Source organism: Actinophytocola sp. (genome assembly GCF_045807065.1).
In the GTDB taxonomy this organism is placed as follows: domain Bacteria; phylum Actinomycetota; class Actinomycetes; order Mycobacteriales; family Pseudonocardiaceae; genus Actinophytocola.
Genome location: NZ_JBJMIE010000558.1, coordinates 22041 through 35478, shown reverse-complemented (window position 1 = coordinate 35478; position 13438 = coordinate 22041). Strand labels below are relative to the sequence as shown.

Genomic DNA, 13438 nt, shown 5'->3' with positions numbered 1-13438 from the left:
GACCGCATGATCAGCCCCATGGTGTCCCGCATCTCCGAGAGGCACGTGACCTTGCCCTTGAGGTCGGGCCGGGTCAGTAGCTCGTCGACGGTGCGGACCTCCTTGGTCACGTTCCCGTTGAACGCGAGGCCGGCCAGGCCGGTCTGCCAGGGCACGGCGTACTCGGTCTTCCTGTCCCACGGACGGCCGCGCAGCGCGGGCAGCAGGTTCGCCTCGACGTTGGGGATCTTGTCCTTCTGGAGCGGCTGCACCCAGCCGAGCCGGATCATCCGCGCGGCCATCCAGTCGGTGAGGACGACGATGTCCCGGTCGACGGGCTGACAGGTGGAGAGCTGGTTGCGGATCTTGCCGAAGAACTCGTTGTTGTCGTTGACGTCCTCCTGGTACGTCACCTGTATGCCGGTCTCGGCCATGAAGGCGTCGAGGGTGGGCCGCTTCGACTCGTCGTTCTCGTCGACGTCGATGTACAGGGGCCAGTTGGAGACGACGAGCTTCCTGTCGGTGCTCGACACGTCCGCGCTGCGACACGCGGCGGGGTCCTGCCGGGTGCCCGGCATGCCGCAGCCCGTGACCACCAGCCCGGTGGCGGCCACGAGACCACGCAGAACGCTTCTGCGGGACGTGGGTCGCATGGCGACTGATACTGACACGCAGTAGGTCAGTGGACAAGGGATTCCGTTGTCACAGTCGCACTACGCAACGAAATGCGACAGACTCATGGTCCTACCAGGGAGGATGCATGGCGGATCTCGACGAGGTCTCGAAGGCGATCATCGAACAGCTGCAGGAGGACGGGCGCCGTCCGTACGCCACGATCGGGCGCGCGGTCGGGTTGTCCGAGGCGGCCGTGCGGCAGCGGGTGCAGCGGCTGCTCGACGCCGGCGTGATGCAGATCGTCGCGGTCACCGACCCGCTCCAGCTCGGGTTCCCGCGCCAGGCGATGGTCGGCATCCGCACGTCGGGGGACCTGGAGGCGACCTCGGACCAGCTGGCCGACATACCCGCGGTCGACTACGTGGTGATCACCGCGGGCTCCTTCGACCTCCTCGCCGAGGTGGTCGCCCGCAACGACGACCACCTGATGGAGATCCTCAAGGAGATCCGCGCGGTGGACGGCGTCACGACCACCGAGACGTTCGTGTACCTGAAGCTGCGGAAGCAGACGTACTCGTGGGGCACGGCCTAGCTACGGATTCCGTAGCTCCTGCCCGCGAGCACAACGTTTCTCGCTTGCCCATGACCGGATTCTGTGCGGTAATCGAAGCATGGCCGACAACCTCTGGATGCACTTCACCCGCATGTCGTCCTACGCGGACGCCTCCGTGCCGACCATCGCGCGCGGCGAGGGTCCCTACATCTGGGACACGAACGGCAAGCGCTACCTCGACGGGCTGTCGGGGCTGTTCGTCGTGCAGGTCGGGCACGGGCGCGAGGAGCTGGCGGACGCGGCGGCCAAGCAGGCGCGGGAGCTGGCGTACTTCCCGCTCTGGTCCTACGCGCACCCGAAGGCGGTCGAGCTGGCGGAGCGGCTGGCGACGCTGACGCCGGGCGACCTCAACCAGGTGTTCTTCACGACCGGCGGTTCGGAGGCGGTCGAGAGCGCGTGGAAGCTGGCGCGCGCGTACTTCAAGCTGACCGGGAAACCGGGCAAGCACAAGGTCATCTCGCGCGCGATCGCCTACCACGGCACCTCGATGGGGGCGCTGTCGATCACCGGCCTGCCCGGGTTGAAGGCGGACTTCGAGCCCCTGGTGCCCTCGACCATCCGGGTGCCCAACACGAACCTGTACCGGGCGCCGGCGGGGACCGCGGGGCCGGACGGTGCGGACGCGGCCGCTTTCGGCCGGTGGGCGGCGGACCGCATCGAGGAGGCGATCCTCTTCGAGGGGGCGGACACGATCGCGGCGGTCTTCCTGGAGCCGGTGCAGAACGCGGGCGGCTGCTTCCCCCCGCCGCCCGGCTACTTCCAGCGGGTGCGGGAGATCTGCGACCGGCACGACGTGTTGCTGGTGTCGGACGAGGTGATCTGCGCGTTCGGCCGGCTCGGCGAGTACTTCGGCGCCACCCGGTACGGCTACCAGCCGGACATCATCACCTGCGCCAAGGGCCTGACCAGCGGGTACGTCCCGCTGGGTGCGATGGTGGCGAGCGACCGGCTCGCCGCGCCGTTCCGGGAGGGGACGAACTCGTTCGCCCACGGGGTGACCTTCGGCGGGCACCCGGTGGCCTCGGCGGTGGCGCTGGCGAACCTGGACGTGTTCGTCCGCGAGGACCTGAACGCGCACGTGCGGAAGAACTCGCCGCTGTTCCGGTCCTACCTGGAGCGGCTGGCGGACCTGCCGATCGTGGGTGAGATCCGCGGGGACGGCTACTTCTTCGGCATCGAGCTGGTGAAGGACAAGGCGACCAGGGAGACGTTCTCCGAAGCGGAGTCGGAGGCGTTGCTGCGTGGTTTCCTGTCGAAGGCGCTGTTCGAGAAGGGCCTGTACTGCCGGGCGGATGACCGCGGGGATCCCGTGGTCCAGCTGGCCCCGCCGTTGATCTGCGAGGAGGCGCAGTTCGCGGAGATCGAGGAGATCCTCCGTGACGTGCTGACCGAGGCGTCCGCTCGGCTCTGAGGCCGCGGGGCGATCGCGAGGATGGAGATCGAGGGCGCCGCTCAGCCGGCCTCGGCCTCGCCGGCGTTGCCCTCGCCGGCGTTGCCGTGGCCGGGCTTCCCCGACCTGCCGTTCGGCCTGCCCGACTTCCCGGAGCTCGAGCCCTTGCCCGAGTCGTCGCCGTGCTCGGCGCCGGCCGCCTGGCCGGTCGGCGGTGGCTCCGTGGGCTGCTGGGCGGCGGGCGGCGCGGTGTTCGCCGCCTCGGCCGGTCGCTGTACCGGCGCGGGAGTGTGTTGCACGACCTGCGTGGGATCCGCGTTCGGTGCGCCGGTCACCGGCACCGGGCCCCCGCCCAGTGCGATCGCCGCGAGCGCCGCCGCGGCCACCGTCGCCATGCCCGCGTAGACCTTCGGGGACCGGCGGGTGGGGACGGCCATCGGGACCGTCTCGCCGGCCTCCAGCGCGCGGAGCAGGGACACGCACTCCTGCGTCGTCGGCCGTTCCTCCGGGTTCGTGGCGGTCATCGCGGTCAGGACCGCCCGCCACTGCGCACCCCACGTGCCCGGCACCCGGGGCGGGCGGGTCAGCCTGGCCAGTGCCATCTCGACGTCCGTGCCCGTGTACTCCGGCACCCCCGTCATGCATTCGAGCAGTACCAGGCCCAACGCGTACACATCGACCTGCGGTCCGGGTGAGCGGCCCTCCACCTGTTCCGGCGCCAGGTAGGCGGCCGTGCCGACGAACTCCCTGGAGTCCGTGATGTGCGCGGCGCCGATCGCCCGCGCGATGCCGAAGTCACCCAGGTAGCAGTCGCCCTGGTCGTCGAAGAGGATGTTCGACGGCTTGACGTCGCGGTGCACGATGCCCTGCTCGTGCACGTACGCCAGCACCTCCGCCACCGTCGCGCCGATCTCGGCCACCCGCGACTGCGGGAGCGTGCCCGTGTCGAGCCGGTCGCGCAGTGTGCCGCCCGTGGCCAGACTCAGTACCAGGAAAGGATGTTCGCCGTCGAAGCTCATGTCGTACACCGTCAGGAGACCCGGGTGCGACAGGCCGCCGAGCAGCTCCGCCTCCGACATGAACCGCCGCAGGCCGACACCGTGCGGAATCGCGCGGTATCTCTTGATCGCCACCTTCCGCTCGAGGCGGGAGTCCCACGCCTCGAACACGTCAGCCATCCCACCCCGGCCTAGGCGGGGGCCTACTCGGTAGCGGCCGTCGACGATCACGCCCGTGAATACCCTGGCCGTGTGAGCGGGAAACGTAGCCGCTCAGAGCCGGTGCCGAGCACCTGTGGTGGCGGTGGACGCCAGCCGTACGCGTGCACGCCCGGCTCGACGGCCGGCACGTGCTGCTGACTCGGCATGCCGTGTACACGGGCAGGTGCGCCGGCCGGTTCAGTCCGGCGACGCCGCGGGGTGCCGAGTTGGTTTGCTGGCAACGGATCCGCGGGTCTCAGCCGTGGGTCGTGACGCGCTTGAACCCCACCAGGACCCGGTAGCTCGGGCGCGTCGCGAAGGTCGCCAGGTTCCAGAAGGTGGGGCGTCCCACCTCGGCACACAGGTGCAGGATCTTGTCATCGCCGGCCCAGACGCCGACGTGCGCACCCCAGGCGTCCCGGGTCGCGTTCACCAGGACCAGGTCCAGGGGGCGGGGCACGGAGACGCGTTGGGTCGTCGCCGTGTCGGTCCAGAGTTCGCTGGAGCGCAGGTCGGGCGGGTTCAGTCCGAAGTGACGCAGCACCTCGTAGGCGTACAGCTGGCAGTTCGCGCCCTCCGCGAGCCCCGGCCGCTCCCGGACGACCGGGGCACCCGGGTAGCGGGCGCCGACATACCGGACCTCCCAGTAGGCGTCCGGCAGCTCGATCATCCGGGGAGTTTCACCACCGTAACGAAGAAGTCGTCGATCTGGCGGATGACGTCGATGAACCGGTCGAAGTCGACCGGCTTCGAGACGTACGCGTTGGCGTGCAGCGAGTAGCTGCGGAGGATGTCCTCCTCCGCCTCGGAGGTCGTCAGCACCACCACGGGGATCACCCGCAGTTCGGGATCGGCCTTCAGCTCGGCGAGCACCTCGCGGCCGTCACGCCTCGGCAGGTTCAGGTCCAGCAGGATGAGACCCGGCCTCGGCGCGTCCGCGTAGGGTCCCTCGCGGCGCAAGAACTGTAGCGCCTCCTCACCGTCCTGCACGACATGCAGGTTGTTGCGGATCTTGTGGTGCTCGAACGCCTCGCGCGTCATCAGCACGTCGCCGTCGTCGTCCTCGACCAGCAGTACGTCGACGATGTCCAGGGAGGTGGGGTCAGCCATCTGTTTCCTCGTCCTCGTTGATCACCGGCAGGGTGAAGCAGAACCGCGAGCCGGATTCCACCGTCGTGTCCAGCCAAATCCTCCCGCCGTGGAATTCCACGATCTTCCGGCACATCGCCAGGCCGATGCCGGTGCCCGGGTAGTCCGCCTTGTTGTGCAGCCGCTGGAAGATCACGAAGATCCGTTCCGCGTACTCGTCGTCGATGCCGATCCCGTTGTCGGCGACGCCGAACTCCCAGAAGTCGCCGTCCCGGCGGACCGTGACGCGCACGTGCGGCGTTTCGTCGCCGCGGAACTTCAGCGCGTTGCCGATCAGGTTCTGGAACACGGTGGTCAGCAGCGGGACCTCGGCCGACACGTCCGGTAGCGGGTCGGCCTCGATCGTCGCGCCGGTCTGCTCGATGGTGTACGACAGGTTCGCCAGCGCCTGCTCCAGCACGGCGTCGCACGACACCACCACGTGCTCCCGCACGACCCGGCCGACCCGGCTGAACGCCAGCAGGTCGTTGATGAGGATCTGCATGCGCTTCGCGCCGTCGACCGCGAACGCGATGTACTGGTCGGCGCGCTCGTCGAGCTGCCGCTTGTACCGCCGCTCCAACAGCTGGCAGAAGCTCGCCACCTTGCGCAGCGGCTCCTGCAGGTCGTGCGACGCGATGTAGGCGAACTGCTCCAGCTCCGCGTTCGACCGCTCCAGGTCGGTGCTGCGCTTGTCCAGCTCGGCGTGCGCCACCTGCAGCGCGGACAGCTCCTGCAGGATCCGCTCCCGCATGATGTTGACGTCCGTGCCCAGCTCGCGGACCTCGCGCGGCCCGCTCTGCTCGACCGGGTGGTCGAACTCGCCGCGGGCGACGATGCGGACCTCCTCGGCCAGCCGGGAGATCGGCTGGATGGCGGCGCGGCGCAGCCCGAGCGCGAGCGCGGCGACGATCAGCGCGAACCCCACCGCGATGGCGACCAACACGATGTTGGTCGTGGTCGCGGCGCCGTCGAGGGTGTCGCTGGCGTTCACCCGCGCCGTGTTGAGCCTGGTCTGCAGCCCGTCGAGCGCGGCCCGGACCCGGTCGAAGTACGCCTTGCCCTGCTCGACGGACGTGGTCGACGCGGGCTCACCCGTGCGGGCGACCTCGGCGATGGTCGGCTGCGCGTAGACCTTGCGCCACTGGTCGACCCGGTCGTCCACCCGGCGCAGCTGGGCCGCGGCGTCCGGGAGGTCGGTGAGCAGGCCGCCCAGCTGCGCCGCCACCTCGTGCTGCGCGGTGACCCCGGTGATGTACGGGTTGAGCACGTCCTCGTTGGCCCCGAGCGCGTACCCGCGCACGCCCGTCTCCTGGTCGACCAGCGCCGACTGCAGCCGCAACGCCTGCTGCAGCGCGGGGTCGATGCGACCGACCACGGTGGCTCGGGCGTCCCCGAGCCGGCTCAGCGCGAACCCGCCCCCGATGAGCGCGGCCAGCAGGAACGCGGCCAGCACCGCGAGGCTGACGTTGATGATCCGTCGAAGCGGCCAGCGCCGCGTCTCAGCCATGACTCAGGGCCACCACTGCCATGTCGTCGTCGAGCGCGCCACCGTTCAGCTCCTGGACGGCGTTGATCACGTGGTCGAGCAGTTCCTCGTCCCGCAGCCCCTGGCGGGCCGCACCCTCGACCAGCTCGGCCAGCCCGTCGACGTCCAGCCGCCTGCGTTGCGTGCCGACCCGGCCCTCGATGAGGCCGTCGGTGTACATCAGCACGGTCCACCGGTCGCCGAGCTCGACCTCGCTGTTCGGCCAGCGGGTGCCGTCGCCGACGCCGATCGGGGTGCGCACGGGGGCCTTCAGCTCCCGCACCTCCGTGCCGACGACCAGCAGCGGCGGCGGGTGGCCGACGAGGTGCAGCGTGCCGGTCCGGCGGGACGGGTCGACCGACAGCATGCAGAGCGTGGTGAACAGGTTCGACTTGTACCGCTCGTGGGTGAACACCTGGTTCACGACCGTGAGCACCTCCGGCGACGGCCGGGCGGCGAGCACCAGCGAGCGCCAGGCGACCCGCATCGACACGCCCAGCGCGGCCTCGTCCGGGCCGTGCCCGCAGACGTCGCCGACCACCGCGTGCGCGGTGCCGTCGGCGGTCTGGACCACGTCGTAGAAGTCGCCGCCGAGCAGGAGCCGCTGGCCGCCGGGCGAGTACCGCGGGATGACCCGCAGGTCGGCCTCCGGCGGCACGATCGGTGTCGGCAGCAGGCCACGTTCGAGGCGGCCGTTCTCCTCGGCATAGATCTGGGCGTCGCGGAGCTGGCGCTGCAGCGAGTCGGACCGCTCGCGCTCGACGGCGTAGCGGATCACCCGGTCGAGCAGCGGTCCGTCGACCTGGCCCTTGACGAGGTAGTCCTGGGCGCCGAGCCGGACGGCTTCCTCACCGAGGTACTCGTCGGCGAGGCCGGTGAGCACGACGACCGCGATCGAGGGCACGTTGTTCTGGAGCCAGCGCAGGCCGTCGAGCTGGTAGGTGTCGGGGAGGCCGAGGTCGAGGAGCACGCAACCGGCGTCCTGGACGGCCGCCTTCGCCTCGGCGAGCGTACGCACCCGGCGAAGGTCGAAGATCCTCCCGGCCTCGCGCAGCAGCTCTTCGACGAGGAACGCGTCACCGTCGTCGTCCTCGATCAACAGCACCGTGGTCGCGGCCGGGGATTCACGGGTCCCGCTGAACGCACCAACCATGTCCTGGCCCTGTTCGTCCCTCACTCCCCGGGTGCCGACCACGGACGGTCGATACGATTCAGCACATCCTAGTCAGACCTCCGACGACAGGTGCGTGCCGGCACACTCCGATGCGCCGGATCCCGCCGTGGTCATACCACCTGCCCAGGTGTCGTTAGGCCTTGTGGTCGAACGCGCTGGTCAGCTCGGCCAGTGCCATGGTCCACGCCGGCTCCACACAGAACGCCGTGTGCCGGCGCATGGCCTGCCGCGGGGTGAGCACGCCGTCGGACGGGCACGGGTCCAGCAGCCGCCACTCGGCGCCGCAGCGGCGCAGCCCGGTCACCGGGTCCAGCTCGTCGACGCCGACCTCGGCGGAGCCGAGGCGGTAGGACCGGAACTCCGGCCCCTCGGTGCGGCTCCAGCTCAGCACCGGGCCACCGAAGGGGTCCGTCTCCCGGTACAGGGACACCCAGCGGTCCCCGAGCACGTCCTCCTTGAGCCAGCACAGGAAGCGGTAGTTGACGTACGCCGGGAAGGCCCGGGAGTACGCGAGCTGCAGCTGCGAGCCGTACGTGAGCAGCGCGACCTTCGGCCGGTACTCCGGCGCGAGCCGTGTCAGCGCCGCCGCCGCGATCATGCTGCCCTGGCTGTGCCCGGCCAGCACGAGGCACGTGTCCGGCTCGGACACGTGCCACTCGATGCGCCGGCGCAGGTCCTCGATCACCTTCGGCGAGTACGGCGGCGGCACCAGCGGGTGGACGGCGGCGGGCCAGAACGCGATGACGTCCCACACGACGCACGCCGCACGGCGGACCGCGCTGTCCCCCACCGCGCGGCGGCCGAGGTAGACGAGGAAACCGCCCAGCAGCAGCAGGGCCACCGTGCCGACGGTCACCAGGTCGAGGCCGGGCAGGTCGCGGCAGTCGGACAGCCAGGTGCCGCTCGGGTGGCAGACCGACGCGCCCGTGTCCCCGGCCGCCTCGACCACCGCCGCGACGGTGAGCACCGTGCCGGCGCCGGCGAGGACGACCGCGAGCCACTGCACGGAGAACTTCAGCCGCGCCAGCCGCCACGCCAGCGCGACGCCACGCACCTGGTCGTCCGGCAGCAGGTCCGGGCCGGCGGAGGCACGCACCAGGTTCGCGAACCGCTCGGCCCTCAGCAGCACCCACACCGCCACCACCAGCGCGATCAGCACGGTGAGCGCCACCGCCACCCCCGCGGCGAAGGCGATCCTGAGGTAGAACAGGGGCAGCGCCATCGCCGTCGGGTCGTCGGCCGGGCGCAGGAGCCGCAGCACGCCGTAGGCGAGCGCGGACGTGAACCCCACGCCGAGGAACATCCCGAGCGCGGCCACGACCGGACCGGTCATCCCGCCGAGGAACCGCCGGAAAGGCCGTGGAACAGTGCCGGTTCGCGGGCCTGTACCCGGCGTCTTCCCTCCGGTCCAGACGCCGGCGGCCAGCTCGGATTCCCGCGTGCGCCATGCCAGCACCGCCGCCGCGAGGACCAGCACCACGAGCGACACGATCGCGAGCCCGGCCGCCCAGCGCCCGAGGTCGCCGATGCCGGGCAGGATGCCACGCCGGCTCGGCGGGTAGTCCGCCACCGCGACCATCGCGGCCACCGACGCGACCAACAGCACGACGCCGACGCACAGCACGACGACCGGCAGCTGTTCGGCGAAGAACGCCCGCAGGCCACGGCGCCGCCGCGGGTCGCCGAGCAGCATCGTGTGCAGGACGGTCCACGCGAGCAACCCGACCGCGACCCAGTACAGCCAGCCGGCCGCGCCGTACTGCCGCACGAGCGACGCGGCGAGCACGGAGAGGACGGTCAGGCCGGCGGTGAGGTGCAGGTGCCGCAGCGCCGGCATGTCGCGGTCGCCGATGTAGAACTCGCCACCCGCGAGGCCGGTGACCGCCTCGTCCGGCGAGGACGCCGCCGCCGCGCTGCGCGGCGGCCCGACCAGGAACCGGATCACCAGCAGCCCGACCACCACCGCGGCGAACCCCGCGACGAGCCACCAGCGCGGGTCACCGGACCGCCCACCGACGCCGGTCCACTGCCAGGCGAACAGGTCGACCGCCGCCTGCGCCATCGCCAGCACGACCAGCGCGGTGAGGACGATCGCGAGCACCCGCAACGAGGCCCGGGTGACGGCCCGGGGGACGTTGCCCGCCCCGCCGCCCGGCAGCATGAAGTACGCGGCGTTGACCAGGCCGAACGGCACCAGCGCGAGCCACAGCGCCTGCCGCCAGGTGCCGGAGGTCTGCGGGGCCCAGTGGTACCCCTCGAGCACGTGCCCGTCCGCGGCGCGCACCTCGTTGCCGGCCGCGTCCACGGGTCGGAAGAACCGGCCGTCGGTGTCCCCGGCGACCTGCTTCACGAGCGGGTGGTCGAGCAGGTCCACGGGCGGCGTGCCGCTCACCCCGTGCACGCGCAGTTCCACGAACACACCCCGTGGTCGCGACACCCGGGTGAATCGTTACGCCTGGGTCGGGAACTCCACCGCGCCGGCGCACTCTCAGCCCGGCACGTCCCGACGGCGGAAACCGGTGACGCCGGCCGCGGTCACCGCCAGCGCGACGGCCACCAGCAGGATCAGCGGCAGCGCGGTCACGCCGCCGCCGGGCAGCTTCGGCAGGTGGGTGAACGGCGAGATGTCCAGCACCCACTGGGCGAGCCCCGCGGCCTGCCCGACCAGGCTGATCAGCAGGCAGGCCGACAGCGCCGCCCACGCCACCGCCGCGAACCGGGGCAGCAGGCCGAACAGCAGGACCGTCACGGCGGACAGGATCCACACCGCCGGCAGCTGGACCACCGTGCCGGCCAGCAGCCGGGGCAGCTCACCACCGACGTCGCGGACGTTCAGGCCGTGCGTGACGCCCATCGCGAGCCCCGCCGCGACCAGCACGACGGCCGGGCCGAGCAGGGAGAACAGCAGGTGGGACGCGAGCCAGCGCAGCCTGCCGGTCGCCGTGGCCAGCACCGGCTCCACGCGCCCCGCGGTCTCCTCGGCGCGGGCGCGCAGCATGGCCTGGATCGCGTACGCGCCGGCGAGCAGCCCGAAGAAGCCCGCCATGCCGGCCAGGTAGCTGTCGATCAGCCCCTGCGCGCCGCCCAGCCGCGTGAAGACGTCCTTCATGGCCCGGTTGTCGCCGACCAGGTCGCCAACGCCCTCGGCCAGGTACCCCAGCACCACGCCGAGCGCGACGAACCCGCCGGTCCACGCGGTGAGCAGCCCGCGGTGCAGCCGCCACGCCAGCCCGAACGGCGAGCCGAGACCGCCGTCCGCGGGACCGGGTCGGGGCGGCACCAGACCCGCGCCGACGTCCCGCCGGCCGGACAGCACCACCGCGACCGCCGTGAACACCGCCGCCGCCGCGAGGACCACCAGCGCGAGCCAGTACCGGTCGTCACCGTACGGGCGGATCGCCTGCACCCACCCGATCGGGGACAGGCCGGTGACCCAGGTGAGCGGCCCGTCGGTCATGCCGCTGACGTCGCCGACCACGCGCAGGACGTAGGCGACGGCCAGCACGGTCACGGCGATCCCACGCGCGGAGCCCGCGTTGGCGGTCAGCTGCGCGGCCACCGCCGCGATGCCGGCGAACACCCATCCCGTCGCGGCGAACTCCAGTCCGAACGCGAGCGAGCCACCGCCGGGGACGCCCTGCCCGGCCATCGCGGCGGCCAGCACCAGCCCCATGACCAGGCTCGCCCCACACGTGGCGACGAGGGCGGCGGCCAGCCCGGCGTGCCGCCCGACGACGGCCGACCCGAGCAGCTCGCGCCGCCCGGCCTCCTCCTCGGCACGCGTGTGCCGGATGACCGTGAGGATCGCGACCAGCCCGATGATCACCAGGATGAACCCGGCGCGCCACGCGACCAGCTCACCGATGCCGGCGCCGAACAGCCGCCCGTACAGCGCGACGAACCCCGCGCTGTTGGCGCTGACCGTGGCGTAGTGGGCCTTCTCGGCGGCGGCGGGGAAGAGGCCGTCGAGCAGGGACACATAGGACACCGGCACCAGCGCGAGGAGCACCACCCAGATGGGCATGATCAGCCGATCCCGCCGCAGGATCAGCCGGACGAGCTGCCAGGTCCCGGTCATCGGGTCACCTCGTAGTGGCGGAGGAACAGCTCCTCCAGCGTGGGTGGCTGGCTCACGAGGGACCGCACGCCGGCGGCGGTCAGTGCCCGCAACGCCTCCGCCAGGGCAGCGGTGTCGACGTCGAACTTCACGTGGCCCTCGCGGACCAGGAGGTCGTGCACGCCCCGCAGGTCGGCCAGCCCGTTGACCGGGCCGGCGAGGTCGGCCTCGATGGAGGTGCGGGTCAGGTGCCGCAGGTCCGCGAGCGACCCCGTCTCGACGGTGCGGCCCTCGCGGATGATCGTGACCCGGTCGCACAGGGCCTCGACCTCGGCGAGGATGTGGCTGGACAGCAGCACGGTCCGCCGCTCCTCCCGCACGACCCCGCGGAACACCTCCTCCATCAGGGGATCCAGCCCGGAGGTCGGCTCGTCCAGCACGAGCAGCTCCGCGTCGGACGCGAACGCCGCCACCAGCGCCACCTTCTGCCGGTTGCCCTTGGAGTAGGTGCGGGCCTTCTTCCGCGGGTCGAGGTCGAACCGCTCCAGGAGGGCGTCCCGGCGGCCCTTGTCGAGGCCGCCACGCAGTCTCCCCAGCAGGTCGATCACCTCGCCGCCCGTCAGGTTCGGCCACAGCGTCACGTCACCAGGCACGTACGCGAGGCGGCGGTGCAGCTCGACGGCGTCCGTCCACGGGTCGCCGTCGAGCAGGCGGACCGTGCCGGCGTCGGCGCGGAGCAGGCCGAGCAGCACGCGGATGGTGGTGGACTTGCCAGACCCGTTCGGGCCGAGGAAGCCGTGCACCTCACCGGTCCGCACGGACAGGTCGAGCCCGTTCAGCGCCCTGGTCCGGCCGAACTCCTTGACCAGACCGGAAACGCTGATCGCGTCAGTCATCCAAAAGTCCTTTCATTGGTGCCTTGCCTCGCCGGGCTCGCGGGCCTGTGGCCGGCGTCTTCCCCCCTGCGCTGCTCAGCGAGGGTCGCTTCGCTTCCGCTGCTCACTCAGTCCGGACGCCGGCGGCTCGCTCAGGCCGGTGCGCGCGGCGGCCGCCTCCTCCGGGCTCATCAGTGGGATGGAGTGCAGGTCGAGCAGTGCGTGCGCGAGCAGCGAGAAGCCCTGGGGGCTGGACAGGTCGGCCCCCAGGACCCGGGCCAGGTGCTCGGACATCATCGGGATGGCGAGCCCCCAGGCCGCCACCACCGCGGCCCGGACCCTCGCCGAGGTGTGCGGCTCGTGCCCGCTCCGCGCGTCGAAGGTCGCGAGCCATGCCTCGCCCATCCTGGTTATCTCGTCGAACAGCTCGGTCGAGCCGCCGTCGATCAGGGACCGCGCGATGTAGCGGTTGTACGGCCCCAGCGGATCCCGGGCCGACGGCGCCTTGCCGAGGTCGCCCGCCTCGTACGCCGCCCAGGTCTCCTCGTTGAGCTTGCGGACGATCCCGAGCACGTACTCGTCGCAGGCGTCCCGCACGGCTTCCTTGCTGCCGAAGTGGTGCCGGAGCAGCCCGGAGGACACGCCGGCCGTCTTGGCGATGCCGCGGATCGTGGCCTTCTCGAACCCGTGCTCCCCGAAGTGCGCCAGGGCGGCGTCCCGGATGCGGGCGCGAGCGGTCAGATCCTCGGCTGCGCTACTCACGCGTGTAGCCTACTACACGCACGTGTAGTCGGACGCACAACAATCGCACAACGTACATCCGTGCGCGGTTTCCTGGACACCATCGACATTTAGGCTCCTCCGGTTCCACCCGTGCGAT

General features: G+C 71.6%; 11 protein-coding genes and 1 pseudogene. 2 read left to right on the top strand and 10 right to left on the bottom strand.

The window, feature by feature from the left end; translation table 11 throughout:
- Nucleotides 1-632 (bottom strand): annotated as a pseudogene (locus ACJ73U_RS32800) (hypothetical protein); the annotation flags it as partial.
- 107 nt (nucleotides 633-739) lie between these two features.
- Here ACJ73U_RS32800 and ACJ73U_RS32795 point away from each other — a divergent pair.
- Both ACJ73U_RS32795 and ACJ73U_RS32790 read left to right on the top strand, forming a co-directional pair.
- Nucleotides 740-1186, top strand: coding sequence for an Lrp/AsnC family transcriptional regulator (locus tag ACJ73U_RS32795; protein WP_407781618.1), 447 nt, complete (start codon nucleotides 740-742; stop codon nucleotides 1184-1186).
- Between the two features lie 79 nt (nucleotides 1187-1265).
- Nucleotides 1266-2618 carry an aspartate aminotransferase family protein gene (locus tag ACJ73U_RS32790; protein ID WP_407781617.1) on the top strand — a complete coding sequence of 451 codons (1353 nt, stop codon included), beginning with the start codon at nucleotides 1266-1268 and terminating at the stop codon, nucleotides 2616-2618.
- A 41-nt stretch (nucleotides 2619-2659) separates the two neighbouring features.
- On the opposite strand, the gene ACJ73U_RS32785 is transcribed toward ACJ73U_RS32790, so the two are convergent.
- From ACJ73U_RS32785 to ACJ73U_RS32745, 9 genes are all read right to left on the bottom strand, one after another.
- Nucleotides 2660-3826: a protein kinase domain-containing protein gene (locus tag ACJ73U_RS32785; protein ID WP_407781616.1), complete on the bottom strand. Its 1167-nt coding sequence runs from the start codon at nucleotides 3824-3826 to the stop codon at nucleotides 2660-2662.
- 226 nt (nucleotides 3827-4052) lie between these two features.
- Complete coding sequence (locus ACJ73U_RS32780) at nucleotides 4053-4466, bottom strand: hydrolase (RefSeq protein WP_407781615.1); 414 nt, start codon at nucleotides 4464-4466, stop codon at nucleotides 4053-4055.
- Nucleotides 4463-4906, bottom strand: coding sequence for a response regulator (locus ACJ73U_RS32775; protein ID WP_407781614.1), 444 nt, complete (start codon nucleotides 4904-4906; stop codon nucleotides 4463-4465). Before ACJ73U_RS32775 ends, ACJ73U_RS32780 begins: the two co-directional genes overlap by 4 nt.
- A complete protein-coding gene (locus ACJ73U_RS32770) occupies nucleotides 4899-6434 on the bottom strand; it encodes a sensor histidine kinase (RefSeq protein WP_407781613.1) in 1536 nt (511 codons plus the stop codon). The genes ACJ73U_RS32775 and ACJ73U_RS32770 overlap by 8 nt, the downstream gene beginning before the upstream one ends.
- The gene (locus tag ACJ73U_RS32765; RefSeq protein WP_407781612.1) at nucleotides 6427-7605 is read right to left on the bottom strand and encodes a PP2C family protein-serine/threonine phosphatase; all 1179 of its coding nucleotides are present in this window, start codon (nucleotides 7603-7605) and stop codon (nucleotides 6427-6429) included. Before ACJ73U_RS32765 ends, ACJ73U_RS32770 begins: the two co-directional genes overlap by 8 nt.
- A gap of 154 nt (nucleotides 7606-7759) precedes the next feature.
- A complete protein-coding gene (locus ACJ73U_RS32760; RefSeq protein WP_407781611.1) occupies nucleotides 7760-10039 on the bottom strand; it encodes a hypothetical protein in 2280 nt (759 codons plus the stop codon).
- Nucleotides 10040-10114: 75 nt separating this feature from the next.
- Complete coding sequence (locus tag ACJ73U_RS32755; protein WP_407781610.1) at nucleotides 10115-11704, bottom strand: ABC transporter permease; 1590 nt, start codon at nucleotides 11702-11704, stop codon at nucleotides 10115-10117.
- On the bottom strand, nucleotides 11701-12579 hold the full coding sequence (locus ACJ73U_RS32750) for an ABC transporter ATP-binding protein (protein WP_407781609.1): 879 nt from the start codon (nucleotides 12577-12579) through the stop codon (nucleotides 11701-11703). The genes ACJ73U_RS32755 and ACJ73U_RS32750 overlap by 4 nt, the downstream gene beginning before the upstream one ends.
- 75 nt (nucleotides 12580-12654) lie before the next feature.
- Nucleotides 12655-13320 carry a TetR/AcrR family transcriptional regulator gene (locus tag ACJ73U_RS32745; RefSeq protein WP_407781608.1) on the bottom strand — a complete coding sequence of 222 codons (666 nt, stop codon included), beginning with the start codon at nucleotides 13318-13320 and terminating at the stop codon, nucleotides 12655-12657.
- Nucleotides 13321-13438: the final 118 nt, after the last annotated feature.